Source organism: Alteromonas sp. RW2A1 (genome assembly GCF_001886475.1).
Lineage (GTDB): Bacteria > Pseudomonadota > Gammaproteobacteria > Enterobacterales > Alteromonadaceae > Alteromonas > Alteromonas hispanica.
Genome location: NZ_CP018031.1, coordinates 1,585,404 through 1,611,007, shown reverse-complemented (window position 1 = coordinate 1,611,007; position 25,604 = coordinate 1,585,404). Strand labels below are relative to the sequence as shown.

Sequence of the window (25,604 nt, the reverse complement as noted above, 5' to 3'; positions counted from 1 at the left end):
GCCTTTAGCCCATCATTTTTTCTATGGGCATTACAAGAATAGAGCTACAACCAAGGGCTTTTAGTTTTTCCATGGTTTCCCAGAACAAGGTTTCTGTAGATACCACATGAATAGCCACTTGCTCTTCGTTGCCAGCAAGAGGAAGTACAGTTGGGTTTTCAGCACCTGGCAACAAGCTTTTCACTTGCTCTAGATACGCCTTAGGCGCGTGCAGCATAATATATTTGCTTTCTTTGGCTAGCAACACACCATCTACGCGAGGCATCATACGATTGATCAATGCTTGCTTTTCTTCGCTCATTTCGCCGCCAACGCGTTTAATTAAGACTGCTTTTGAACGAAATATTTCCTCTTTTTCCACTAAGCCATTTGCTTCTAGCGTTGCGCCCGTTGATACAAGGTCGCAAATAGCATCGGCAACACCAGCGCGAGGGGCAACTTCAACTGAGCCTGTAAGCATGACGGCTTTTGCGTTGATGCCTTTCTCTTCAAAATAGCGCTCTAATAAATACGGGTATGTTGTGGCAACTTCTTTGCCATTGAGTGATTCAACACCGCTGTATTCCATCTCGTTAGGCACAGCGATTGAAAGGCGGCAGCCACCGTAGTCTAGGCGACGAAGTGTTTCATATTCAAAAGGTTTGCCAGCGGCTTTGCGTTCCAGCGACTTTTCTTCAAGTTCATTTTCACCGATAAAACCCAAGTCAACTACGCCGTCCATCACTAAGCCTGGAATATCGTCATCTCGCACGCGCAGTAAATCGATGGGTTCGTTAGTAGAATGCGCAATCAGCAGACGATCACGAATATTCAGTTTTATGCCGATAGCCTTAAGTAGTGCAATGCTATCATCGCTTAAGCGGCCTGATTTCTGTACGGCAATTCGAAGTCTTTTGCTGTTACTCATTAAAACGTTCCTTACACGTTGTGTGTTTACTTGTGATTGCACCTAAAACGAAAAACCCCCGGAAGTTTCCTTCCGAGGGCCGAGAATTCTTATCTGCGCCACTGGAAGGAGACATAGACCTTCCAGCACGAACCTGAAAGGTTATGCTATGTGGTGATGGTGATGTTTCGCAGCGCAATTGATCATATAAAAATTTTGATGTCCTGATTTCGAGCGGGTGAAACATTAGCGGTTTGAAGTAAGTTTTGCAAGGCTAAAGTGAACTCTTTGCTTACATAGCGTCTAAATTAATGTACATATAATAAAACGTTTAGTTCTGAATGCGTCTACCGTTAAAAACAGTTAATGTTCTGCGAGCCAGTTATCGCCATTGCGTCAGTTTGCAACAGTTAGCGTAATGGCCCAAAACTAGCCGAATATTTGCAATGGGAGCTACAACTATTATGAGTAACGACCTACTTTTTCCTATTTTGCCGCGCAATACTAAGATTGTTATAGAAGAAGACAAGCGCGTCAAAAAAGTTGAGAAATCAAAAAAGTCACAGCATCTTGCTGAAGATGATGGCGATCAGTTTGATGAAGTTAACCGTGCAGAGGCATTAGAGTATGCCACTAAACATCGTCACGAGAGCAAACAAAAAGGTAACAAAGATGATGAGGGAGGATTGAAGCACATCGACATAGATGTTTAATTTGCGTAGTCTAACAAGCCTTCCAAGCCTTCCAAGCCTTCCAAGCCTTCCATGGCTTTTTAACAAAGCGCTTCCTGCCTTGTTGTTAGTTAATATATTTAGTTAATCTATTTAATTAAGCTCTTTATCTACCCAAAACTTGGTGCCTTTTACAGTTGCTTGTAAAGCCAGGCCGCTTTCAGTCATGGTATAAACAGTTACATTACCTAAATAGCCCTCACCCTCAGCTGATGCGCCTTTGTTACCTGCTTTTGCTGCTGCATCTGCATTACCGCCAACTGTCCAGCCGTTTTCAATAAAGTACGACATCGCCTTTTGTGAATGGAACACCATCACAACTCGATAGTCTTTTGCACCAAGGCCAAATCCTACGCCGCCTTCTGCCATATTCATGTACGTCTTATTCCCTGTAACGTTGTTGTTTACAACGCCATAGCCGGTACCTGCTGCAAAAAAGATAACGTTAACATTTGCATTGGTAAAAACCGCATAACCTGCCGCATCTCTTATTTGAGAGCGGGTGTCTGGCTTTTCACTGTAAAGGCGAGTAAGGGCATTCTGCTGCATATCGAGAATCGCCTGTCTCTTTTCAGCTACAGTGCCATCACCCATCGAGGCGCAGGCGCTCACTAGTAATACCGTACTTGCTAAAACCAGATTTTTTAATAACTTGTTATAGGACATGTCTTTTCTCCAAACCGATAGGCTGCTACCAGCGTCGTGTACGTGGCGCTTTCACGCGTATTTATGAACAAGGTGCTAATATTTACAAATGAGGTAGAAATAAGGCAGCACTTATTCGTACCATCTACCTCTTAACAATACACGGGCAGCAAAAAGCGGGCCGATTTGAAAATTTGGTTCTAAAGCGAGTTGTTAGCTGAGATGATTTCGCTACTCTATAATTCTATCTCTAACTCTAACGCGCCTGGATGATCAGTTTGTCCAACCATTTCCTCGTAAGGTGTATTCTGTCTAAGCCATACGTGTTCGAAGGTTTGGGTGTCGAAATGCTCTTTAATTTCGTTCAAGCAATGAAATGTCTTTGGTTGTTCGCTTCTATCCCGTACCAAAGCACGTGATGCCCCAATGCCGGTGGATACCAGATAGTTACCGCCTTCTAACGATTCGATGTACAAGTTCATAGCAGAATTACTCCTTAACGTTACATAATGTTTAGTCGAAAAATCGGAAAAGTGATCATTAATAATGCTTCATCAATGAGTCGTTACCACCACTTGTTTCTACACATCAGTAATCCTAGGTTTACAAGCTCTTTAGAAAGTTTGTCTCTGTCTGTTTCGTTTAAAAAGCTTCCTACTTCGCATTCTTTATCATCATCTTTTATGATGACCCGTGGTAAGCGCCCAAAATGGGGGTCTTGAATAAAGTAGAGGTAAGACGTTGCTTTTGCCATAACCGTGCGGGTGCCCTGAGAGGTGGTTACCTCAATCGTGTTTCCTCCTATTGTGATATCCTCCCATCGGTAAGTAGCGCGAGACGTTAAATACATGACAAGAGCTAATGCGAATACTTCAGCACCGGCGAATGGAAGAATGACCCAGGCGCCAACCACCGCCCAAGCAGTGGCTATTGAGCTTACAAAAAGTGCAAACACCATCATAAGAAACTTGGTTTGCTTCCAAGTTGCCGAACGGTTGGGCGTTACATGTATAATGGTGTCGTCATTTTGTGTCGATACTACTATCATAGCGAGGCTTCACACGTCACAGGGTTTCATGTAGCAGTGCTACATACTCTGATAAAAAATAAACGTGATGTCTTATACGTCTGAGTTTTAGAGTTTAGATTTAAAACTAGAACAAAATTTGTTCAGTGAGTTTGTGGCGATTAATCTTTGCCGCTGTTTTGTGACCATTTATTGCTCACTGAATTCGAGTTCTTCACCGCAGGAAGTATACATTTGCCAAGGTCTTTTCATCTCTCTCGTTTTACACATCAACACAGCGTTGTAATTTTGGTTTTTTTCGCGTGGATAGCGCTTGTCTTTTCTCAAGATAACGCGTTAACGTTATGGCTAAACTATGGCTTTTTTAGCGCAGTTGGTGTTGTCGGCGCTATTTTTGCGAACGCTACAGGTGCTGGTGGTGGAGTTGTTTTCGTTCCTTTTTTTGCCTATCTGTCTTTTTCGCCAGAAAGTATTGTAGCCACCAGTTTTGCCATCCAATGCTGCGGCATGACTGCTGGTGCTATTACTTGGACGCGTTTTTTCAGAAAAGAACATAGAAACGACAGACAGTGGGCGGCATTACCAAGTGCGCTAGTACTCTCTGTACCTCCCGCTATTTGTGGCGTTGTTTTTTCTCAATATTCTGAACACGGGCCTAAGCTCCTTTCTTATATCCTAGGAGGTCCCGACAACTTGCATTACGTATTTGGTATCTTCTCAATTATTTTGGCGATTGCAATTATCGCATCAATCCCGTTGATGAAGCGCGCTGTTTTTAGTGAAGACATCGAGGGGCGAGATATTGTTTTGCTGCCGGTTATCGGTTTTCTGGGAGGATGCGTAACCGTTTGGCTATCCATTGGCGTTGGTGAACTTGTTGCTGTTTATCTCATTATGCGAGGGTTTAATGTAACCCTGTCAATCGCCGTCGCGGTAATATTGTCGGCGTTAACAGTGTGGTCGGCCGTTCCCTTTCATGTCTTTATTAGTCATGCCATAGTATGGCCTGTGGTTTTATTTGCAGGCATGGGCGCAATCATCGGCGGAGTTGTTGCAAAGTATCTTGTATTGGCCTTTTCTAACCAAGCCTTAAAACTGTTCTTTGGAGTGTGGGTACTTCTGTTAGGCGTTACTAGCTTACCCATTTTTTAAAATCTCTATCTTTTCTACACTTTGCTTTTTTGGGAGTTAGTCTATGGAATTTGACGTAACACCTCGTTCTCTTTACCGCGTTAAGCAACCGAGTTGGTCTTCTCACGCTGTTATCTATCAAGTTAACACCCGCCAATTTAGCGCTACGGGAACCTTTGTAGGAGTAACCGAAAGGCTCGAACATATCAAAGCCCTGGGTGCAGATATTATTTGGCTAATGCCTATTCACCCCATTGGACAGAAAAATAGAAAGGGACAGTTAGGTAGTCCATACGCGGTTAGAGATTTTTTAGCGGTTAATCCTGAATTTGGAAATAAAGAAGACTTAAAGCAACTGGTTGCAAAAGCGCATAGTCTAGACCTAAAAGTCATTTTAGACTGGGTACCTAATCACAGTGCGTGGGATAACCCCCTTGTCGACTCTCATCCTCACTGGTATGCCAAAGACTACAAGGGCGATTTTCGCCCATCGCCATGGTGGGATTGGTCTGACATTATTGAGTTTGATTATGCGCAACCTGACCTCAGGAATTACATGATAAAGGCTATGCGCTATTGGGTAGAGGAATTCGATTTTGATGGGTTTCGTTGCGATGTTGCGGGCTACATACCAAACGACTTTTGGCAGCAAGCCCGCCACGCCCTAGACTCAGTTAAGCCTGTTTTCTTGCTCGCTGAGTGGGAGAACAGAGATTTACACGAGAATGCCTTTAACATGACCTATGCGTGGAGCTGGAACGAAACGCTTCACGAACTTGCTCATGGTAGGTGCAGTCTTGATAGGTTGCGAAAATATTATTCTTGGAATGAAAGAGCATGGCCTCAAAGTGCCTATAGAATGACATTCGTGAGTAACCACGACAAAAATGCCTGGGACGGAACGCAGCGAGAACAATTCGGAGCGGCATTAGAAGCCTGTATTGTACTGTCTGTAATTGGAGAAGGGATGCCGCTCATTCACAATGGACAGGAGGCCGGAGAGTCGAAGCGCTTAGCGTTTTTTGAAAAAGATCCTATTGAATGGAAAGAGCACCCCATTGGCGATTTGTATAAATCTCTTATAAAACTGAAGAAGTCTAAATCATATTTAGGCAACGGTGAGTTTGGTGAACGCATGATCCAAGTTCCTAATTCATGCATGGAACAGGTATTTAGTTTTGTTCGAATGAACCAAGACGACAAAGTATTCGTGGTTATTAATTTCTCTGATAGGCCTGTAACGGTTAACTTTATCGAAAGTCTGCATGTTGGCACTTTGCAGCATTGGGAAAGAAACGAAAGCATGGAATTTTCGAGCGACACATCGTTAACGCTAAAGCCTTGGCAATTTGAGATATGGCATACCTAATTTAATTGCTTGGGTGTAACTGCTTTTGCGCAATAGGCTTTCTATGCCAACTTTGGCATAATGCGCTCCCTATCACTGCAATGCATCTGAAACGTGAAATAATGCCGACAATCAAAAACGTATTTTCATCCGATGGTCTTCTCGCTAAAACCATTAAGGGGTTTGTGCCAAGAGAGGCACAAACCGACATGGCTAATGCGGTAAAGCACGCCATCGATACAACCGGCAGTTTGGTGGTTGAGGCCGGCACGGGAACTGGAAAAACGTTTGCTTACTTGGCGCCAGTATTGTTAAGCGGTGGTAAAGCCATAATCTCTACGGGGACTAAGAATCTTCAAGAACAGCTGTTTCACCGAGACTTGCCGCTTGTAAAAAAAGCACTCAGCAGTAAGAGAAAGACCGCATTATTAAAGGGGCGGTCGAACTATTTATGTTTGCATCGTCTATCCCAGCATGGTGGTAATTCTACGTTAGTCGAGAAAGACGTTTTAGGTCAGCTGTCTGAGGTAAAACGCTGGTCTAGTACCACCAAAAGCGGTGATATGGGAGAGCTTAAATCGCTGCCAGAAGATGCAAGGGTGTTGCCTATGGTGACATCGACTGTTGATAATTGTTTGGGGCGAGAGTGCCCAGACTACGAAGAGTGCTACTTGGTAAAAGCGCGACGAAAAGCGTTGGAAGCAGACGTTATTGTGGTTAATCACCACCTTTTTTTCGCCGATATGGCACTTAAAGATACTGGTTTTGGCGAATTAATTCCCGAAGCGGATGCCATTGTTTTTGATGAGGCCCATCAGATCCCAGACATTGCCAGTGATTACTTTGGTGAGTCGCTATCTACACGTCAAATACAAGACATTGCCAAAGACATTACGCTTCTATTTAGAACCGTGCTAAAAGATGCAGGCCAGCTTGATAAGGCCGCCGACAAATGTCGTATGATCGCATCTGACTTGCGATTACTTTTTCCTCACGATCCTGAAAGAGGTAACTGGGCAGAAGCGCTTAATCGAGATGACGTGCGCCTGCAGGTGGGTAAACTCGCTGAGGCGCTTGGTGTGCTTTACGAAGTGTGTAAATTGCACATTGGGCGAGACAAAGACCTAGATAATATGTACGAGCGGGTCGTATCGACACGCGAGCAGCTCGACGCGCTTATCGACAACAAGCAAGAAAATGTCAGCTTATGGTATGAAACAACGCAGCGCCATATCGTGATGCACCTAACGCCATTATCAATAGCCGCAAAATTCAGACGTTTCGTTGAGTCTGTGCCGCGTGGGTGGGTTTTCACTTCGGCCACGCTTATGGTGAACGGCGGTTTTGAGCATTTTCAGCGCAGAATGGGGTTAGAAAATGCCCAAACGCTAGGGCTAGATAGCCCGTTTAACTACCCCGAGCAAGCCATGCTGTGTGTACCTCGCTACTTGCCCGAGCCCAGCAGTTACTCCATGCGAGAAACCTTACTTAATACGGCTAAGCGATTAATTAAAGCCAGCCGAGGTCGGTGCTTTTTATTATTCACCAGCCACGCTATGTTACGAGAAATCGCCGGTAAGTTGGAAGGTGAAATTGATAACCCACTGCTGGTGCAAGGCACCACCACAAAGCAAGCCTTGTTAGATGCCTATTTAGCAGATGAAAAAGCGGTGTTAATGGGCACTGGCGCTTTTTGGGAAGGGGTGGATGTTCGCGGGAATGATTTGGTTTGTGTAATGATAGACAAGTTGCCATTTGCCTCGCCAGACGATCCTTTGCTGCAGGCTCGCATGGAGGATGTTAAAAAACGTGGCGCTAATCCATTTGGTGTAATTCAAATACCGCAGGCTGTTATTACCTTGAAACAGGGGGCAGGGCGCCTTATTCGGGACCCGACCGATAAAGGTGTCCTTGTTATTTGCGATAACCGTTTAGTGACCAAGCCCTACGCAAAAACGTTTTTAGGCAGCTTACCAGATATGAAACGCACTCGAAGCCTTGATGAAGTAGAGGCATTCTTAAGTGGCATTGATAAAGAATAATTACTGAGAATTACCATGAATATACTTGCTATTGATACAGCAACAGAAGCGTGTTCAGTCGCTCTTATCGTCGACAATACCGTATTTTCCCATTTTGAAGTATGCCCGCAGCAGCATAGCCAACGGCTACTCCCTATGATTGACAGTATTTTAAAAGAGGCGGAAGTAGAGCTATCTTCACTTGATATGTTGGCGTTTGGCAGAGGGCCTGGAGGCTTTACAGGCGTGAGGATCGCAACAGGCATGATTCAGGGGCTCGCGCTTGGCACAGGGCTAAAGGTAGCCGGTGTGAGCACGCTAAAAGCAATGGCGGTTGAAGTAGCGAAGCATGCTGACGAAAAAGTCGAAGAGAGACTTATTGCTGTAGCGTCAGATGCTCGAATGGGAGAAGTCTACTTCTCTGTTTACAAGCAAATGGGCACAACGGTAGAAGAAGTGATATCAGAGCGCGTTTGCCCTCCCAAGCAAGCGATAGAGCAACTGGAAATAGCCATACAAAGCACTAATTCTGACATGCTTATCGCGGGTACGGGATGGTCTGCATATGACGATTTACACGCATGGGCTGAATCAAGTCGTTCTGTTAAAGCCAACGCAGACGTGACGCTGCCGAATGCCAAATATATGCTTGATGATGCAAAAGCCGCGGCTGACAAAAATTTGACTGCCCATGCCTCTGATGTTGAACCTGTCTACCTTCGAGACAAGGTAACGTGGAAGAAGCTTCCCGGCAGAGAGTAAGCAGACAGGAGATACAGACAGAATAAGTAGAATAAAGTAATCGGCATTATGGGAACGAATTTTGCAAGCACCCACTCTGTCATGAACATTAATACAAATTTTGGCATTGCATCTTCAGATGCCACTCAAAGCAGGGTTTCAAAGCTTTCAAAAGACCCTCAACAAGACAGTAAAGGTCAAGGCGAACCGTCTCAAATTAAGGCGGTCGTTGTTGCGCCTGACGAACAAGGCACAAGCAACGCCAAGGCCTATCAAGATTTCATCAAAGAAGATAGAAATGCCTATTCTCAACAGGCCATTGCCTCATATCAGAGTTTCGAAAAGCAGCAACAGCGCGAATCGATTCAAGATATGTTTGGCGTTGATATATATGCGTAACTTTTATTTAATGTTCGATTTTTGATTGAACTATTTCTGTCAATCACCTGTCCATAGCTTTACCACCGCAAAGGAAATTACTTCTTTGCAGACCCAAGTAACAGATGAATGAGTTTCGCGCGTTATATGCTTTCTCTCCCTTTAAATGTTTAGCAATTTGTAACAGAACTCTAGTGGTGGAAGCATCGTAATAATGCTAAGTTGATACCATAAAGTTAGGGTAAGCATTTGGCGTAGCGGTAATTTATGTTTGCCTAGAATATACTTCCTGTGGCTTTCAAGCAGGGGTTGTTGTTATGTGTTGTATGAAGGAGCGCGCTGATGTCTCGATATTTACTTTTACTAACAGTGTTCATGTTTGCAGGATGTGCAATGGTGCCGGACTCATTGGAAGTCCCTGAGGGAACTGAGTTGGTTTCATACTCTACCGCTGTTACCTCAGGCGCTAGCGCGCAGGGACAAAAAGCACGTTGGGGCGGTATTGTTGTAGGTGTTGAAAACAAGCCTAATAAAACGTTTATCGAACTTGCCCACTTCCCATTAAACCACTATGGCAAGCCTCGTAGTTCGGGCGAAACATCGGGCCGTTTCAAAGTGCAAATAGATGGTTTTGTCGATCCAATTGTATTTGAGGAAGGCCGGACTGCTACGTTCCTAGGTACGTTAGTAACGCCCACAACGGGAATGGTTGGTGAGCAGCCGTATATTTACCCTACTATCGCCGCAGACGATTATCACATGTGGCGCGACCGTGAAGTATATGATGTAAATACATTCTTTTTTAATTACCACACAGGTTGGTACTCACCTTTCTATGGCCTTCGAGGCCCATGGATTGGTGGCGGACCTTGGATCGGCGGTGGCGTATGGGGCAGTCCTTTTATGTTCCCACACTTCAATCGTACCCGCGTTATCCGTTACAGCAATGCGCCTAGGCGGGCTAAGGTTGTGAACATGAACCGCTCACGTCCGTCTACAACAAGTGGTTCGCGACGCTCTGCAATAACAGAGTCTAAAACACAGCAACACTAAAGACAGATAGAAAACAAAGGCGGCATTTAATACAACATAGGGCCTTTTTGCCTTTCTAACAAAGGGCTTTGTACTCTTGGTTTTGCACAGTGGCCTATACATTAATAGGCTTTGTATTAATGCAATGCCATAACAGCCTATTTCCAAATGCCGTCTTCAGACTTACCTTGAATTTCACAGTCGCCGGCTTTGTATTCCACCGTTTCACCACTGTCTTTCTTTTTAAAGTAATCTTTGCTGATAGATACAATGGTCGGGGTCATCCAAACGATCGCGACAATGTTAATAACGGTCATAAGCCCTAACGCCATATCGGCCATGGCCCAAACCTGAGGAAGCGCCGCTTGTGCACCCCAGTAAATCATGCCTAAATAGCCAATTGTGTAAGCGGCTCTTCCTGCGCGGTTATCTAGTTTGAACATATGTAGATTACTTTCGCCGTAGGCATAGTTAGCTACTACCGAGGTAAAAGCAAACAAGCTTATTGCCGCAGCAACAAAGTCAGTGCCACCTTCGCCTAAGTGGCTGCTCATTGCATCTTGTGTTAGCCGTATGCCTTCCATTTGTTCTGAGCTAGAGCCGCCAGCAAGTAAAATGATAAACGCGGTAGAGGTACATAAAATCATCGTATCTAAAAATACACCCAGCATTTGTATATAGCCCTGAGACACGGGGTGATTAGGGTTTGGCGCCGCACTTGCCGCTGCGTGAGGTACCGAGCCACTGCCGGCCTCGTTTGAATACAGCCCACGCTGAATACCGTTTTTAATGGCTGCGCCTAAAGCACCGGCACCAGCCTCTTGCAGGCCAAATGCAGACTTAATAATATCTAGCAGTAAAGCCGGTAATTCAGAGATATTGATAAACGTAATGGCGAGGGCCACTAACACATAACCTATACCCATAAACGGCACCACAAATTCGGCAAACCTTGCAATACCGCGTAAACCGCCCACCACAATCAATGCGGCAAGTAAGATAATGGCAATACCCACATATTCACTTGGAAACGAATAAGCATTGTTAAGCGCATCGGTTATTGTGTTGGCTTGAACTGCACTGAATACAAAACCATAACCAAAAAATAAGCACAGAGAAAAAGCAACAGCGAGCCAAGTTTTGTTCAAGCCTTGTTTAATATAGTAAGCTGGACCGCCGCGAAATTCGCCGTTTTCGTCTCGCACTTTGTAAAGCTGGCCTAGCACACTTTCAGCAAAGCCGGTGGCCATGCCTAGCAAAGCTATCATCCACATCCAGAATATGGCACCTGAGCCACCTAGCGAGATTGCTACCGCAACGCCGGCTAGGTTACCGGTTCCCACACGGGCTGATAAACTTGTACACAGTGCCTGAAAGGAACTTATCCCTTCTTCGTTCGACGTTTTACTGTTTTTAAGTAGCGCAAACATGTGGCCAAAGTGACGTAACTGCACGCCGCCTAGCTTCACGGTGAACCAAACACCACACACCAGCAGCATAACGATGAGAACTTGGCCATCGCCCCACAAAATATTATTCACAAATGAAACGAATTCGTTTATCACGCACTTTCCTTCGTTATTATTTTTAAAAACTATTAACTATGGCAACAGACACCACGCTTACAGATAGGGATGTATTTTGCGTTGCCCCGTTGAACAAGCCCTGCTGATAGAGGATGAGCGTGCTTGCATGTACGGTGTGTTATTCAAAGAAGTCGGTAATACTAGCATGACACAAACACAAATGAAGCCATAAAAGTATGAGTTAGCATGAAGTATTATGCATAAGTTAAGAAAAATTATGCAGATTTAAGCAACCCTTTATTTAGGGCAATAAAAAACCGCTCAATGAGCGGTTTCTCGAAATATGGCTGGGATAGCAGGACTCGAACCTACGAATGGCGGGATCAAAACCCGCTGCCTTACCAACTTGGCTATATCCCAATAGGTAGGTAAAAGATGGTGGCTACGGCGAGATTCGAACTTGCGACCCCATCATTATGAGTGATGTGCTCTAACCAACTGAGCTACGTAGCCTTTCTTTTGCAAATCATTAAAAAGCCGCTCGTGTGAGCGGCTTTTCAGAATTTGGCTGGGGTAGCAGGACTCGAACCTACGAATGACGGGATCAAAACCCGTTGCCTTACCAACTTGGCTATACCCCAAATGGTGCGGAAGGAGAGACTTGAACTCTCACGCCGTGAAGCACTGGAACCTAAATCCAGCGTGTCTACCAATTCCACCACTCCCGCATAGACACTAGCTGTTACAAAGTTGGCTGGGGTAGCAGGACTCGAACCTACGAATGACGGGATCAAAACCCGTTGCCTTACCAACTTGGCTATACCCCAACTTTGGTGCGGAAGGAGAGACTTGAACTCTCACGCCGTGAAGCACTGGAACCTAAATCCAGCGTGTCTACCAATTCCACCACTCCCGCGCAGCTAGACATTCCTAAAAGAGATATTGAGAAGTGGTGGCTACGGCGAGATTCGAACTTGCGACCCCATCATTATGAGTGATGTGCTCTAACCAACTGAGCTACGTAGCCTTTCATACTTCTCTTCCCTCTCAGGAAGTGGCGCGTATTATGCGTATATGACTCGCACCCGTCAACCCCTTTTTTGCTAACTTTTTTTAAATGGTTAATATGTGCGCGAAGGCGTTCGAATAACATTCAAAAAGCACTGAATTTATACAATCTCTCTACGAAAATGTACAAACATCTGCAAATTCTAACTAGGGCGTAAGTGTAGTTTTGGTTTGGTAATAACAAACATCTACAGGCCTGGGGGTGTATTTTTTATCATGGAAAAACGGATTGTTTAAGGTTTTTCCAGTTTCTATACGCGATGCATATTCTTCATGTTCTGGCAGTTGAATAAAATAACTCGGGTACTGATCATTGTGAACAATTGAGCGTCTTATTGCGCTGTTTTTAGTAACTTGTTGAATTACCCCACCGTACTTGCTGTCGCCTCGAGGCAGCTTTTGCAGCACATCCATTCCTTGTACTACACGACCTATCACCGACATGTTCCTATCGAGATGACGAGGTGCTTGGCCTATAACGATATAAAACTCTGTGGCGGCGGTATCTTTTTCACTGTTTCTGGCAAAAGCAACGGTGCCAGGGCAGTGAAGTCCCCACATCTCGTTACTTTTCCTATCCATGCCAACGGCAAAACCGTCCAAAAAACCCGTTTCTGGTGCGAACATGTCGCGGCTTTCAACCACGGTAGCGTGTTTGGATATTGGTTGGGTAAACTCAGCGGTTAGCTCACTTAATAGCGCTTGTGAAAAGGCGTCTTTGTCGTGCATGTCGTTGCTGCCTCCTTGCGCAACAAAGCCGTCAACCACTCGATAAAAATGCTGCTGATTATAAAAGCCAGCTTTTACCAGTGCTTGAAAACGCTCAACGTGATTAGGTGCAAGGGCAGGGCTAAGCGCAATAACGACTTCACCGTATTCAGTCACAAAGGTAACAGTATTTTCATGAGGCACCTTGTACCAATGTGGGTGACTGTCACTTAACAACGTGGTTTTTAGTGAAGTTGGAGCGTTGTCTGTAACCGCATTTTTAGAAACGGGGCTATTACTTTGAATATCAGTTTTATATTCATTGGCTGTTGCATAAGCGTTAAAGGTATACAGGCAAGTTGCATAGGCGAGTAAGGCCCAAATAGACCAAGAGCTTTGTTTTACAGTGCGGTTGAGAATGTGTCGTAGGGCGCCAATGAATTGCATGGTTTTACCTTTTATTTTTATAGTCTTTAGTATGTTCTTTATCGCTTTTCTTTTTATATCAGCAGTAGAAAGTAACAACAAATAAAAAAGCCACTCGCAAGAGTGGCCTTTCTGTAAATAGGGTATTAACTGTCAATACTTAACAGTAAAGGAGAAAGCTTAAACGTCTCTAACCCCCCGTTGCGCTTTACACGTTAAATCTGAAGTGAATAACATCACCGTCTTTAACAATGTACTCTTTACCTTCTAAACGCCATTTACCAGCGTCTTTCGCGCCTTGCTCACCGTTAAATTCGATAAAGTGGTCGTAGCTTACTATTTCAGCTCGAATAAACCCTTTTTCGAAATCAGTATGAATTTTGCCTGCCGCTTGCGGTGCTGTAGACCCTTCTGGGAACGTCCATGCGCGCACTTCTTTTACGCCAGCGGTAAAGTAAGTTTGTAAAGTTAGCAATTCATAACCAGAACGAATTACGCGATTAAGACCCGGCTCTTCAAGCCCCATGTCTTGCATGAATTCTTCGCGCTCGTCATCTTCAAGCTCAGCGATATCAGACTCGATAGCAGCACAAACCGCAACAACCGTCGCGTTTTCGCCTTTTGCAATTTCTCGCACTTGATCAAGATACGGATTATTTTCGAAACCGTCTTCATTTACATTGGCAATGTACATGGTTGGCTTAAGAGTAAGCATATTCATGTAGCTGATAGCAGCGTGCTCTTCTTTTGTCAGCTCTAATGAGCGCAACAACAAGCCTTCATCTAAATGAGGCTTAATTTTTTCAAGCACTTTCATTTCAAACTTAGCATCAGCGTCGCCACCTTTCGCGCGTTTTGCAACACGGTGAAGCGCTTTTTCTGTTGTCTCTAAGTCTGAAAGTGCCAGCTCTGTATTAATTACGTCAATGTCGTCTTGCGGGCTTACGCGGCCAGCAACGTGAACAATGTTTTCATCGTCAAAGCAGCGCACTACGTGGCCAATGGCGTCAGTTTCGCGAATGTTCGCCAAAAACTTGTTACCAAGGCCTTCACCTTTTGAGGCGCCTTCAACTAACCCTGCAATGTCAACAAATTCCATAGTTGTCGGAATAACACGCTGAGGATTTACAATTTTTGCCAACTTATCCAAGCGAAGGTCTGGAACAGGTACAACGCCAGTGTTTGGTTCAATGGTACAAAACGGGAAGTTTGCCGCTTCTATGCCTGCTTTTGTTAATGCATTAAAAAGTGTTGATTTACCTACGTTGGGTAGGCCAACAATACCGCATTTAAAACCCATGGTATGGATCCTTGTCTGGAAAAGTTATATCTGGCTTACACTCATGCTTTATGAGCATGGAGTCGATTTTGTGCTTGCTTTAGGTCGTCTTTCAGCAATATTTCGGTGCAGCGTACTGCTTCATCAACGGCGCTTTCTATCGCCGCTTTTTCTTCTGCTGAAGGCTTACCAAGAACATGGCCGGTTACGCGGCTTTTGTGCCCCGGATGACCAATGCCAATTCGCAAGCGAAGAAAATTTTTATTATTACCCATTCTTGCCACAATATCGCGCACACCGTTTTGACTAGAGCTTCCGCCAATTTTGTATTTGGCTACGCCAGGTGGAAGGTCGAGTTCGTCAAAAGCCACTAAAATTTGCTCAGGTTCAATTCGATAAAAGTTTGCTAATGCAGCAACAGCCTGACCGCTTTTGTTCATAAACGTAGTGGGGTAGAGAAGTCTTATGTCTTTACCAGCTATCGTAGTGCGAGCTGTTTTTCCGAAGAACTTAGATTCAGGTTTTAGCGGGGTATTGTAGGTGTCAGCAAGCTGGTTGAGAAACCATTCGCCGGCATTGTGTCGGGTATTTTCATATTCGGGGCCTGGATTACCCAGACCCACGATAAGGCGAATATCAGCCAAGAGGATTATTCCTCAGTAGCTTCTTCTTCACCGTCTTCATCTGCTTCAGCTGCTTTAGGCGCAGGCTTAACAGTTACAACAGCAAGGTCGTGTGCTTCGTCGTCTTTACCAAGCTCAACAGAAGATACACCCGCTGGAAGTGTTAGGTCAGAAAGGTGAACAGTTTGACCCATTTCAACGTTAGCAAGATCTACTTCAATGAACTCAGGAAGAGCTTTAGGCTGACACGTTACTTCAATTTCAGTTACGTGGTGCTCAGCAATACCGCCAGCTTTGATAGCAGCAGACTTGTCTTCGTTAATGAAGTGAATTGGTACGTTAGTGTGAACGTCTTGACCAGCAATTACACGTTGGAAGTCGATGTGTGTAATTTTAGGCTTGTACGGGTGACGCTGCATATCTTTTACTAGTACTTCGGTAGCTTTACCGTCTACGTTTAGTGTAAGAACGTGAGAGTAGAACGCTTCAAAGTCAGCAGAATTGTTCACTTTGTTGTGATCAAGAGTAATAGATACCGGTGCTTCTTCACCACCGTAAATGATACCAGGAAGCTTGTCTTCGCGACGTAGGCGGCGGCTCGCACCTTTCCCTAGGTCTGTACGAACAGTAGCGTCTAGGTTAAAAATTGAATCAGACATTATATGTCTCCAAAATAAGTTAATGGTGTGGGCTTTTGCGACCAAAACCCACTGTTAACGTGTTATTGGCTGAGTAAACACCCTATTAAAGCTCACCATAATAGAGAGCAATGCGAGGTTTAAACACCATTAATTCACGGCCCCAATTTTTAAGGGCGGCGAATTCTACCACCACGCTGTTAAACTTACAATTACTGCAGTCGTAAAAAAGCGCCGTAGAAGGCGCTTGTTTAGTATTAGGAAACCAGTTACCAGAACTATCTTGTTAACACAATGCGATAATGTGCTTTCCCCTCGCGCAACCGCTCAACGGCTTCATTTATCTGGTCGAACCTAAAGGTTTCTGTGACTGGCTCAATATTATGTTGCTCAGCAAAGTCCAGCATGGTTTTTATTGTGGCAGGGCTGCCAACCGGCGAGCCTGAAACACTTTTCTGTCCACCAATTAAGTTGAACGCACCAATATCAAGAGGCTCAAGTGTAGCGCCGACAAAGTGCAGCCTACCTTTTGGTGCAAGAGTCGATAAATACAGGTTCCAGTCCAGCTTTACATTTACTGTTGAAATGATGAGGTCGAAACGGCCTTCTGCTTGCTTTATTTCATCTTCATCGCGACTATTTATGGTGTCGTGAGCGCCAAGCTCGTGGGCTTCTTTTTTCTTCGACTCGCTAGAGGTAAAAGCAACCACCTTACAGCCCCAAGCGTTCAAAAATTGCAATGCCAAGTGACCTAGACCGCCAATACCCACCACGCCTACTTCAGATGTTGGCTTGATATCGAACTGAACTAATGGATTGAAAACGGTGATGCCGCCGCAAAATAGTGGACCTGCTTTTGTGCTATCCAATTTTTCAGGCAATGGCACTACGGCGCGAGCCTGAGCACGCACTTTTTCAGCAAAACCACCATGGCGACCGCCAATAGTCATAGAGGCTTGCTGGCATAAATTATGGTCGCCTTCTTCACACGTACGACAGCTATTGCAATAACCTGCATGCCAACCAAGACCGACTCGCTGGCCAATTTGTAGCGACGTAACATGAGCGCCTACTTTGCTGATGGTGCCGACCACTTCGTGGCCAGGTACGAATGGGTACTCTGTAATTCCCCATTCATTATCTAGCATGCTTAGGTCGCTGTGGCAGATACCGCAACTCTCTACGTCAATTTCGACATCGTGTGCGTCCAGTTCGCCGGGGTCATATTCAAACTTTTCTAACTTCCCACCGGCTTCTTTTGCTGCGTATGCATTAATCATTGCGCTCTTCCTTAATCGTTGCTGTTAACTTAAATCAATTTTAATAACACGAATTCGTAAAAGAATAATTACGCGTATTTTTGCAATACGATCAATGCTGTTGGCAATGTGATTGACTCAGCAAACACTGTTAGTGGGTGTTTGTTCCATCAATAACTTTACTGGCGTCGAGTACTTTTACGCTTTGTACTTCTAACACAGTACCGAACTGAGTAATTGTCATCATTTGAGGCTTGGTTATGCCCTCAATCTCAACCACTAAGCCGTTTTTTTGGTAAGTTTTATCTAAGCCATGCAGCGTAAAACGATCGCCTTTCTCTGTAATAAAAGCAAAGAATCCGCCTTCAAGCTCTTTGTAAATAATACTTCCTTTTAAGGTTACGTTATCTTTGATATTGACCTCTTTTGCTTCTGCTTGCGTTACTGGTTCAGCTGCCAATTCTGCTGGCGCATCTTTTCTTGCTTCCATTTTTTCAATGGTCGCTTTGTTTTCATCGTATAACTCTTGGTTAGAAACCGTAGACTCAACGTTTTCGTTGTCCTCTGTACACGCAGAGAGGCCGAACACTGTCGCTATGGCAATAAGCATTACTTGGGCTTTTGATTTAACTATCGGGTTTTTCATTTCTACGTCCTTTGTTTTTGTTTTCTAAAAGAATACATGCACTTCTCATAGCACGTAAACTTCTTTTCAACGTATACACCATGACTATGTGACAATAAGGGTATATGCTAATTTGTCACTTAAGTACATTTAATCAAAGCGCTTTGCGATAAAGCGTAGAGCAATTTCAAATTGAAATGCTTAACATTATTAACGAACAAAGAGGTTTATATGAAAACAATTGGCTATGCAGCGCATTCTTCAGACGCCCACATGGAACCGTATCACTTCGAGCGTAGAGCATTGCGCGATAACGACGTGGCCATTGAAATCCTCTATAGCGGAGTGTGTCATTCTGATTTGCATACCGTAAATGGAGATTGGGGCCCTCAGCCCTATCCACTAGTTCCGGGTCATGAAATTGTAGGAAAAGTGATTGATGTGGGCTCGCAAGTTAGTGATTACAGCGTTGGTGACCATGTTGCAGTAGGTTGTATGGTTGATAGCTGTCAAAGTTGTGACCAGTGCGAAAAAAGCGAAGAGCAATACTGCCGTAACGGCATGACGCCGACTTACGGCGCTCCCGATCGCATTTCTGGCGAAACCACACAAGGCGGCTACTCTAAGCACATAGTTGTTCGTCAAGAATTTGTATTGCGAGTGCCTGAAGCTCTAGATCTATCAAAGGCGGCGCCAATTTTGTGTGCCGGTATTACTACGTATTCGCCGTTGAAAACCTGGGATATTAAAGAAGGAAGTCGAGTGGGTGTAATCGGCATGGGCGGCCTTGGTCATATGGCGGTAAAATTAGCCGTAGCCATGGGGGCAGATGTTACCGTTATTTCTCGCTCTAGCTCTAAAGAGAAAGAAGCGAAAGCGAGTGGTGCAAATGATATTTTGGTTTCCACTGATAAAAAGGCAATGAAAGATTCTGCCTGTGCCTTCGACTTAATAATCGACACAGTTCCTGTAAAGCACTCGGTAGACCAATACACACCGTTGTTAGATATTGATGGTACCTTGGTCATCGTTGGTCAAATTGGGCCAATGGAAGAATCGATGACAGCGCCTCTTGTTCTTGGACGTCGTCGCGTAGCGGGTTCTCTTATTGGCGGAATCAAAGAGACCCAAGAAGTATTAGATTTTTGTGCAGAGCACGACATCCACCCAGAATGTAAAGTGATTAACGCCGACCAAGTGAATGAAGCCTTTGATCATTTAAGAGCCGGTGACGTGGCTCATCGCTTTGTTATTGATATGGCGAGCTTGTCTGTGTAACACGCCCTAGACGTTCGCAGTTATGTAACGGTGGCTTAGCTTAATATTGGCTATGGGTTTTATTGGCTAGGCCTTCTATTGGCTACGCTTTGTATTAGATAAGATAGCCGCTTCATATCTGCGGGCGATTTTTGAATGAATAGCTTTTGCAGGGGTGTGACGCTAAGTCGCCGCCCTGAAATTGATAGAGCGCGGTAAAAAGTCGCGAGAGTAGTGAAAAGGAGTTGAGTTGTGACGCTTGTTTTTGTGCACGGTTCTGGTTGTACCCATCACGTATGGTCTTATCAAACGTCTTTCTTTAATAACAGCATTGCTCTCGATCTTCCTGGGCATCCTAACGGAAATGCACTCACTGACATTGAAGCTATGTCGCAGTGGCTACTATCTGTGCTTGAAGAGCGCAATTTGCATGATGTGGTGCTCGTGGGTCACTCTCTAGGTAGCGCAGTTGTATTAAAAGCCGCTTTAGATATCGCCACCTCTAAAACCGAAAGTCATCGGGCGGCAACTTCCGAGATCAGCAGAATAAAGGGCCTAGTATTAATTGGCGCTGGCGCGAAATTAAAAGTTATGCCGCAGTTTTTAGATGCACTGACTGGGGTGGTAGAAAAGGGTGAGGAGTTCCCCGGCTTTTTATTGGCACCAAACCAAACACTGGCTGAACCACTTAGAACTGAGGTGAATACGGCCATGGTGAAAAATGGCGCAGCCGTTACGCTTACCGACTTTTTAATATGCAATAGTTTCGACGTTATGGGCTCATTGCATAAGGTTTCTTTGCCTGTTCAGCTTATTGTGGGCAGTGAAGATGTAATGACCCCCGTTAAATATTCGCATTATTTAAACGAACAGCTTCCAAACGCGAGGCTAAATATCATTGATGATGGAACGCATATGGTATTTGCCGAGCAGCCAGATATCGTCAATCAATGTATAGAAAACTTTATCGCAAACCTTGATTGATATAATGCCCAGTTTTAGGCCGGAAAGAAGCTCATACAAAAAAAGCGAGCTCGCGCTCGCTTTTTTATAATGCTTTTGTGCGATACTTTTTCAAGCATCTCAAACCAGTATCTTTTACGGATATCCGATTTTAATATTCAAACATCGCTGAGATAGACTCTTCGTTACTGATACGGCGAATAGTTTCCGCAAGCATTTCAGACAACGTAAGCTGTTTGACTTTCCCCATTTTGCGCATTTCTGGGCTTAGTGGGATAGAGTCTGTCACTACAATTTCATCGATAACAGAATCGCGTAAGTTTGTTACTGCGTTTCCTGAGAAGATGGCGTGCGTGGCATAGGCGTAAACTTTTCTTGCACCGTGTGCTTTTAACGCTTCTGCTGCTTTTGCAAGCGTACCGCCAGTATCAATCATGTCGTCCACAATAATACAGTCGCGGTCTTTAACATCACCAATAATGTTCATTACTTGCGCTACGTTCGCTTTAGGGCGACGTTTGTCAATAATGGCTAAGTCGGTATCGTTAAGCAGTTTCGCTGTTGCACGGGCTCTTACCACACCGCCAATGTCGGGTGATACAACAACAGGATCGGCAAAGTCTCGTCTTACCATATCTGCAAGCAGAATTGGTGTACCGAACGCATTATCAACCGGTACATCAAAGAAACCTTGAATTTGCTCAGCGTGAAGGTCAATCGTAAGAACACGATCTACTCCCACGTTTGACAAGAAATCTGCCACAACTTTTGCAGTGATAGGTACTCTTGCTGAACGAACTCGACGGTCTTGACGAGCGTAACCGAAGTAAGGAATGACCGCAGTAATACGACCTGCCGATGCGCGGCGCAATGCGTCGATCATCACAATCAGTTCCATTAGGTTATCGTTGGTAGGGGCACACGTAGACTGGATAATAAAAACGTCCGAACCACGGACGTTTTCATGAATTTCTACGCTTATCTCACCGTCACTGAAACGGCCTACTTTGGCATTTCCAAGTTTGGTGTAGAGACGGTCGGCGACTTTCTGGGCAAGTTCTGGTACGGCATTACCTGCAAAGAGCTTCATATCTGGCACAAGTGATTTCCTCAGTGCGTTGATAAAAGAGATTTGGCTGGGGTAGCAGGACTCGAACCTACGCATAGCGGGATCAAAACCCGCTGCCTTACCAACTTGGCTATACCCCAATTTTTAAGTTCTGTCCGATGTGGCGTTCACGCTATTTATATTGTTTTTTTTTGTTTAATAGTGGTGAGCTATTTACACCTTTTGCAACAAAACCCTGCCACGCATTTGGCAATAATGCTAATACATGTTCTGCTGAAGCTTTGTCGGAAAAAATGGCAAATACGCATGCACCTGTGCCCGTCATTCTCGACGGTGCGTAGTGTAACAACCACTGTAATAATTTTGCAACTTCGGGATGGCAATTAGCGACTAATTGCTGACAATCATTGCGTGTTTCTTCAAATATGTAGTCTTTCCACTGAATAGGGGGGGTGTTTCTAGGTAAATCTTTGGCTTGAAATACTTCTGCTGTGCTTACGTGTACACCAGGGTTTGCAACTAAATACCACTTTTCTTGCTGCTCGGCTGGTGTGATATTTTCCCCTACGCCTCCTGCAAAAGCGGTTTTGCCCCGAACAAAAATGGGCACGTCTGCGCCAAGTGCTAAACCAAGGTCAGCCAGTTGATCTTCACTAAGCCCTGTTTTCCACAGTAAATTAAGCGCCACTAATGTTGTGGCTGCGTTCGACGAACCCCCGCCGATACCGCCTCCCATAGGTAAGCGCTTATTGAGGGATATTGTGACACCTAACGGCGAATTTGCTTCCTTTGCCAGTAGTTTGGCCGCTTTTACAATAAGGTTATCTTCATCCCTGACGCCCTCAAGTGGGCTAGCCATGGTTATTTTTCCATCATTAGTAATGTCGAAAGCCAGCTCGTCGCCGTAATCTAACATCTGAAAAAGGCTTTGAAGCTGATGGTATCCATTATCTAAGCGACCAAGTATATGCAGAAATACGTTGAGCTTGGCGGGGGATGGCCACCAGTCTTTTTTTAGTGAGTTAGCGTTTGGCATAGATGCACTCATTACAAAGTTGTCCATTTATATATTTTTATTTTTAATTGAGTTTGCGGCGTCAGTGATGCATCAGGTTGTGTGTTTGAAGAGTTCTGTTCTTGTGCGAACGCCTGCTGCATCGGCAATTGAGTTAGCGTAATGCTGTGGGGTAGCCATACACTGCTGTCTACTTTACCGTATTGGCCGTAGCGTACTGTCCAATTGCTGCAGCCATTACATCCGCTTTGTAAAGTATCAACAAGGCCTTTATCGGTTAACGTAAAAGTATCGTCTTTAAGAGGAAGTCCTTTTACCCATGAGAGCAGCGGTGCCACAGGGATGATAATGCCAGTGGTGTTGTAAATTAGCGATTCTGGTTCTGCATCGTAATAAGTTTCACCATCCACCACTAATGTAGATTGTTCACTGGTTACATTTAAGTCAACCATGCTTACGCCGAGAAAATTACTTAATCTAAAATCAAAATCGCCTGAATCGTTTTTCCAGACTAGATTTAGACTTACCGCTTCGTTTCCTTGCTTAAATGCAATTTTGCCGCGCATTTGCCAGCGCTGAATTTCGGCTACCTTTTCAAGCTGTGCGGTGAGGTTTACTGCGTGCTGTGGGCCTTTTGGTGCGGTGCTACAAGCACTTAAAAATACTCCGGTGAGAAGAATTACGGTAATGACACGCAGCATAATGTAAATAATTTCCTTGATGGGTTGGGCGAAAACATCGCACATATTATGTGAACACAGTTTCACGAATACTTTCAATCATTTTGGCTTTTTCGTACAATGCGCGTCCGACGTTGCCAGCACAGATTTGAATGACTTTACTTGCCCTTGGCATTAACCACAAGACAGCCCCCGTAGCGCTTCGCGAAAAAGTGGCTTTTACACCAGATTCTCTGGTGGCTGCGCTTGCGAGTTTGAAAAGTGTTGAGGGTGTAAACGAGTCAGTGATCGTCTCTACCTGCAATCGAACCGAACTCTATGTTAATACGCAAGATGACACCGGAGAAAAAATTCTGCGGTGGTTAAGCGACTTCCACCATCTTGATGAGCAAGAGATTGCGAAAAATAGTTATCTTCTTGCGCAGGATGACGCGGTTAAGCATATAATGCGCGTAGCCAGTGGTTTAGACTCGTTAATTCTTGGCGAGCCGCAAATATTGGGTCAGGTAAAACAGGCGTTTGGTGATGCCAAACATTCTGGCATGATAAGCAGCGAATTCGACAAACTGTTCCAGCACACTTTTTCAGTAGCAAAACGCGTTCGCAGCGAAACCGATATTGGCGCTAACGCGGTAAGCGTAGCTTACGCTGCCGTGCAGCTGGCAAAACATATTTTTGCTGAGCTACCCAAACGCTCTGTGTTGTTGGTTGGTGCTGGCGAGACTATAGAGTTAGTGGCACAGCATTTAAAAGAGCAGGGCGTTAAACGCCTTGCTGTAGCAAACCGCACGGTAGCAAGGGCAGAAGCACTTGCCGAAAAACTCGATGCAAGTGTGTACACACTGTCTCAAGTTCCAGAACACCTGCACGAATTTGATATCGTTATTAGCTCTACAGCCAGCCAGTTACCATTAATCGGTAAAGGCATGGTAGAAAAGGCACTAAAGCAGCGTAAAAATACGCCTATGTTTTTGGTCGACCTTGCCGTTCCCCGTGACATCGAGTCGGAAGTTAACGAGCTAGGCGATGCGTACTTGTACACTGTTGATGACCTACAGCACATTGTTCAAAAGAACTTAGAGAACAGAGAGCAAGCGGCGTTAGAGGCGCAAAAGTTGATTGACGAGCAGGCCAGCCATTACATGAGTTGGAAGCAATCTCAGCAATCAATAGATTTGGTCAAGCAATACAGACAGAAGGGCATGCTTCAACGCGATGATATAGTGGAAAAAGCAAAAGCCCAGCTAGAAGAAGGCAAAAGCGCAGACCTTGTTATCGAGGAAATGGCGTACAAGCTAACCAATGCGCTGTTACATCCCACCACGCTTGCGCTTCGCGAAGCGGCAAGACACGACGACCCAGCATTGAGTCGCTGGATGGGACAGGCATTAGATTTATCTGATGATCCATCAGATGAAAATAAATAAGGTAATAAAAAGAATATGAAAGAGTCGGTAGTTAGAAAACTCGAACATCTTGTTGAGCGTTTCGAAGAGGTTCAGGCTTTACTTGGCGATCCTGACGTTATCGGCAATCAGGATAAATTTCGCAATTTATCAAAAGAATTCAGTCAACTTGAAGGCGTTGTCGATGGCTTTAATGCTTATCAGCAAGCGCAAGAAAACCTTTCATCAGCGCAAGAAATGATGAATGAAGACGACGCCGAAATGCGCGAGATGGCCCAAGAAGAGTATAAAGAGGCCAAATCTGAAATAGAACGTCTTGAAACAGACCTTCAGTTATTACTTCTTCCTAAAGATCCGAACGATGATAATAACTGCTTTTTGGAAGTTCGTGCTGGCGCAGGTGGCGATGAGGCGGCTATTTTTGCTGGCGATTTGTTCCGCATGTACAGCCGATATGCCGAAAATAAAGGCTGGCGTGTAGAAGTGATAAACGCCAATGAAGGCGAACACGGCGGCTATAAAGAAGTGGTCGCTAACATTAGCGGTGACGGTGTGTATGGAAACCTTAAATTCGAATCTGGCGGTCATCGCGTACAGCGTGTGCCAGAAACAGAATCTCAGGGCCGTATTCATACCTCCGCGTGTACGGTAGCCATTTTACCTGAAATTCCAGAGTCTGAAGCAATTGAGATTAACCCTGCCGACCTACGCATAGATACGTTTAGAGCCTCGGGTGCTGGTGGTCAGCACGTCAACAAAACCGACTCTGCTATTCGTATTACGCACTTGCCTACCGGCCTGGTGGTAGAGTGTCAGGACGAGCGTTCTCAGCATAAAAATCGTGCTAAAGCTATGTCTGTGCTGCAAGCGCGTTTAAATCAGATAGAAGAAGAGAAACGCGCAGCAGAAGAAGCGTCTACTCGTAAGAGCTTGGTAGGGAGCGGCGATCGTTCTGAGCGCATAAGAACGTACAACTTCCCGCAGGGGCGAGTTACCGATCACCGTATCAACTTGACGATTTACCGCTTAGATGAAGTGGTTGCAGGTGATTTAAATCAGCTAATTAACCCTATTTTGCAGGAGCATCAAGCCGACTTACTCGCGTCTTTGTCTGACGAATAG

The 25,604-nt window shown here is 44.8% G+C and carries 25 protein-coding genes, 8 tRNA genes and 1 other annotated feature; of the genes, 11 read left to right on the top strand and 22 right to left on the bottom strand.

Translation table 11 applies throughout. The annotated features are described in order from the left end of the window. Positions 1–4: 4 nt before the first annotated feature. A complete protein-coding gene (gene hisG, locus BM528_RS07280) occupies positions 5–907 on the bottom strand; it encodes an ATP phosphoribosyltransferase (RefSeq protein WP_071979316.1) in 903 nt (300 codons plus the stop codon). Positions 908–957: 50 nt separating this feature from the next. Continuing rightward, positions 958–1,073: a sequence feature (His leader region), on the bottom strand. Positions 1,074–1,350: 277 nt separating this feature from the next. Here hisG and BM528_RS07275 point away from each other — a divergent pair. Next, the gene (locus BM528_RS07275; RefSeq protein WP_071979315.1) at positions 1,351–1,599 is read left to right on the top strand and encodes a hypothetical protein; all 249 of its coding nucleotides are present in this window, start codon (positions 1,351–1,353) and stop codon (positions 1,597–1,599) included. Positions 1,600–1,710: 111 nt separating this feature from the next. Here the strand turns inward: BM528_RS07275 and BM528_RS07270 are convergent, their stop codons facing one another. From BM528_RS07270 to BM528_RS07260, 3 genes are all read right to left on the bottom strand, one after another. Beyond that, positions 1,711–2,283, bottom strand: a complete 573-nt coding sequence (locus tag BM528_RS07270) for a YSC84-related protein (protein ID WP_071979314.1) — start codon at positions 2,281–2,283, stop codon at positions 1,711–1,713. 215 nt (positions 2,284–2,498) lie between these two features. Next, positions 2,499–2,744, bottom strand: coding sequence for a DUF6482 family protein (locus BM528_RS07265; RefSeq protein ID WP_071979313.1), 246 nt, complete (start codon positions 2,742–2,744; stop codon positions 2,499–2,501). A gap of 83 nt (positions 2,745–2,827) precedes the next feature. Next, positions 2,828–3,310 (bottom strand): DUF2244 domain-containing protein, encoded by a 483-nt coding sequence (locus BM528_RS07260; protein WP_071979312.1) that lies wholly within the window; start codon positions 3,308–3,310, stop codon positions 2,828–2,830. A 213-nt stretch (positions 3,311–3,523) separates the two neighbouring features. On the opposite strand from BM528_RS07260, the gene BM528_RS07255 reads away from it, so the two are divergent. The 6 genes from BM528_RS07255 to BM528_RS07230 all read left to right on the top strand — a co-directional run bounded on the left by BM528_RS07255 (position 3,524) and on the right by BM528_RS07230 (position 9,961). Next, the gene (locus BM528_RS07255) at positions 3,524–4,441 is read left to right on the top strand and encodes a sulfite exporter TauE/SafE family protein (protein ID WP_071979311.1); all 918 of its coding nucleotides are present in this window, start codon (positions 3,524–3,526) and stop codon (positions 4,439–4,441) included. A 43-nt stretch (positions 4,442–4,484) separates the two neighbouring features. Continuing rightward, positions 4,485–5,789: an alpha-amylase family glycosyl hydrolase gene (locus tag BM528_RS07250; protein WP_071979310.1), complete on the top strand. Its 1,305-nt coding sequence runs from the start codon at positions 4,485–4,487 to the stop codon at positions 5,787–5,789. A 101-nt stretch (positions 5,790–5,890) separates the two neighbouring features. Next, the gene (locus BM528_RS07245; protein ID WP_071979309.1) at positions 5,891–7,810 is read left to right on the top strand and encodes an ATP-dependent DNA helicase; all 1,920 of its coding nucleotides are present in this window, start codon (positions 5,891–5,893) and stop codon (positions 7,808–7,810) included. Between the two features lie 15 nt (positions 7,811–7,825). Further along, positions 7,826–8,551: a tRNA (adenosine(37)-N6)-threonylcarbamoyltransferase complex dimerization subunit type 1 TsaB gene (tsaB, locus tag BM528_RS07240; RefSeq protein WP_071979308.1), complete on the top strand. Its 726-nt coding sequence runs from the start codon at positions 7,826–7,828 to the stop codon at positions 8,549–8,551. An 81-nt stretch (positions 8,552–8,632) separates the two neighbouring features. Next, positions 8,633–8,929, top strand: a complete 297-nt coding sequence (locus BM528_RS07235) for a hypothetical protein (protein WP_071981206.1) — start codon at positions 8,633–8,635, stop codon at positions 8,927–8,929. Positions 8,930–9,250: 321 nt separating this feature from the next. After that, positions 9,251–9,961, top strand: a complete 711-nt coding sequence (locus tag BM528_RS07230; RefSeq protein ID WP_071979307.1) for a Slp family lipoprotein — start codon at positions 9,251–9,253, stop codon at positions 9,959–9,961. A 137-nt stretch (positions 9,962–10,098) separates the two neighbouring features. Here BM528_RS07230 and BM528_RS07225 read toward each other — a convergent pair whose 3' ends face one another. The 14 genes from BM528_RS07225 to BM528_RS07160 all read right to left on the bottom strand — a co-directional run bounded on the left by BM528_RS07225 (position 10,099) and on the right by BM528_RS07160 (position 18,113). Beyond that, entirely contained in the window at positions 10,099–11,505 is a 1,407-nt protein-coding gene (locus BM528_RS07225) for an alanine/glycine:cation symporter family protein (RefSeq protein ID WP_071979306.1), read from the bottom strand. A 305-nt stretch (positions 11,506–11,810) separates the two neighbouring features. Next, a tRNA-Gln gene (locus BM528_RS07220) sits at positions 11,811–11,886 on the bottom strand. A 16-nt stretch (positions 11,887–11,902) separates the two neighbouring features. After that, positions 11,903–11,979 (bottom strand) — tRNA-Met (locus BM528_RS07215). 52 nt (positions 11,980–12,031) lie between these two features. Beyond that, a tRNA-Gln gene (locus BM528_RS07210) sits at positions 12,032–12,107 on the bottom strand. Between the two features lie 2 nt (positions 12,108–12,109). Next, positions 12,110–12,194 (bottom strand) — tRNA-Leu (locus BM528_RS07205). A 23-nt stretch (positions 12,195–12,217) separates the two neighbouring features. Further along, a tRNA-Gln gene (locus tag BM528_RS07200) sits at positions 12,218–12,293 on the bottom strand. 4 nt (positions 12,294–12,297) lie between these two features. Next, positions 12,298–12,382, bottom strand: a tRNA-Leu gene (locus tag BM528_RS07195). A gap of 34 nt (positions 12,383–12,416) precedes the next feature. Further along, positions 12,417–12,493 (bottom strand) — tRNA-Met (locus tag BM528_RS07190). Positions 12,494–12,681: 188 nt separating this feature from the next. Next, the gene (locus tag BM528_RS07185) at positions 12,682–13,689 is read right to left on the bottom strand and encodes a peptidylprolyl isomerase (protein WP_083595228.1); all 1,008 of its coding nucleotides are present in this window, start codon (positions 13,687–13,689) and stop codon (positions 12,682–12,684) included. A gap of 187 nt (positions 13,690–13,876) precedes the next feature. Next, entirely contained in the window at positions 13,877–14,968 is a 1,092-nt protein-coding gene (ychF, locus tag BM528_RS07180; protein WP_071979305.1) for a redox-regulated ATPase YchF, read from the bottom strand. A gap of 41 nt (positions 14,969–15,009) precedes the next feature. Continuing rightward, positions 15,010–15,591 (bottom strand): aminoacyl-tRNA hydrolase, encoded by a 582-nt coding sequence (pth, locus tag BM528_RS07175; RefSeq protein WP_071979304.1) that lies wholly within the window; start codon positions 15,589–15,591, stop codon positions 15,010–15,012. Between the two features lie 5 nt (positions 15,592–15,596). Beyond that, positions 15,597–16,229, bottom strand: a complete 633-nt coding sequence (locus BM528_RS07170) for a 50S ribosomal protein L25/general stress protein Ctc (protein WP_071979303.1) — start codon at positions 16,227–16,229, stop codon at positions 15,597–15,599. 257 nt (positions 16,230–16,486) lie between these two features. Continuing rightward, on the bottom strand, positions 16,487–17,488 hold the full coding sequence (gene ahr, locus BM528_RS07165; RefSeq protein ID WP_071979302.1) for an NADPH-dependent aldehyde reductase Ahr: 1,002 nt from the start codon (positions 17,486–17,488) through the stop codon (positions 16,487–16,489). A gap of 130 nt (positions 17,489–17,618) precedes the next feature. Further along, positions 17,619–18,113 carry a ribose-phosphate pyrophosphokinase gene (locus BM528_RS07160; protein WP_071979301.1) on the bottom strand — a complete coding sequence of 165 codons (495 nt, stop codon included), beginning with the start codon at positions 18,111–18,113 and terminating at the stop codon, positions 17,619–17,621. Positions 18,114–18,323: 210 nt separating this feature from the next. On the opposite strand from BM528_RS07160, the gene BM528_RS07155 reads away from it, so the two are divergent. Together BM528_RS07155 and BM528_RS07150 are read left to right on the top strand one after the other, a co-directional pair. Then, the gene (locus tag BM528_RS07155; RefSeq protein ID WP_071979300.1) at positions 18,324–19,370 is read left to right on the top strand and encodes an NAD(P)-dependent alcohol dehydrogenase; all 1,047 of its coding nucleotides are present in this window, start codon (positions 18,324–18,326) and stop codon (positions 19,368–19,370) included. Positions 19,371–19,601: 231 nt separating this feature from the next. Beyond that, positions 19,602–20,333, top strand: coding sequence for an alpha/beta fold hydrolase (locus BM528_RS07150; RefSeq protein WP_071979299.1), 732 nt, complete (start codon positions 19,602–19,604; stop codon positions 20,331–20,333). Between the two features lie 130 nt (positions 20,334–20,463). On the opposite strand, the gene BM528_RS07145 is transcribed toward BM528_RS07150, so the two are convergent. The 4 genes from BM528_RS07145 to lolB form a co-directional block, all read right to left on the bottom strand. Next, positions 20,464–21,411 (bottom strand): ribose-phosphate pyrophosphokinase, encoded by a 948-nt coding sequence (locus tag BM528_RS07145; protein WP_071979298.1) that lies wholly within the window; start codon positions 21,409–21,411, stop codon positions 20,464–20,466. Positions 21,412–21,445: 34 nt separating this feature from the next. Then, a tRNA-Gln gene (locus BM528_RS07140) sits at positions 21,446–21,521 on the bottom strand. A 32-nt stretch (positions 21,522–21,553) separates the two neighbouring features. Further along, entirely contained in the window at positions 21,554–22,417 is an 864-nt protein-coding gene (gene ispE, locus BM528_RS07135) for a 4-(cytidine 5'-diphospho)-2-C-methyl-D-erythritol kinase (protein WP_071981204.1), read from the bottom strand. 11 nt (positions 22,418–22,428) lie between these two features. After that, complete coding sequence (gene lolB, locus BM528_RS07130) at positions 22,429–23,097, bottom strand: lipoprotein insertase outer membrane protein LolB (RefSeq protein ID WP_071979297.1); 669 nt, start codon at positions 23,095–23,097, stop codon at positions 22,429–22,431. Between the two features lie 131 nt (positions 23,098–23,228). Between lolB and hemA the strand changes: the two genes are divergently transcribed. Beyond that, positions 23,229–24,503 (top strand): glutamyl-tRNA reductase, encoded by a 1,275-nt coding sequence (hemA, locus tag BM528_RS07125; protein ID WP_071979296.1) that lies wholly within the window; start codon positions 23,229–23,231, stop codon positions 24,501–24,503. A gap of 15 nt (positions 24,504–24,518) precedes the next feature. After that, a complete protein-coding gene (gene prfA, locus BM528_RS07120; RefSeq protein ID WP_071979295.1) occupies positions 24,519–25,604 on the top strand; it encodes a peptide chain release factor 1 in 1,086 nt (361 codons plus the stop codon).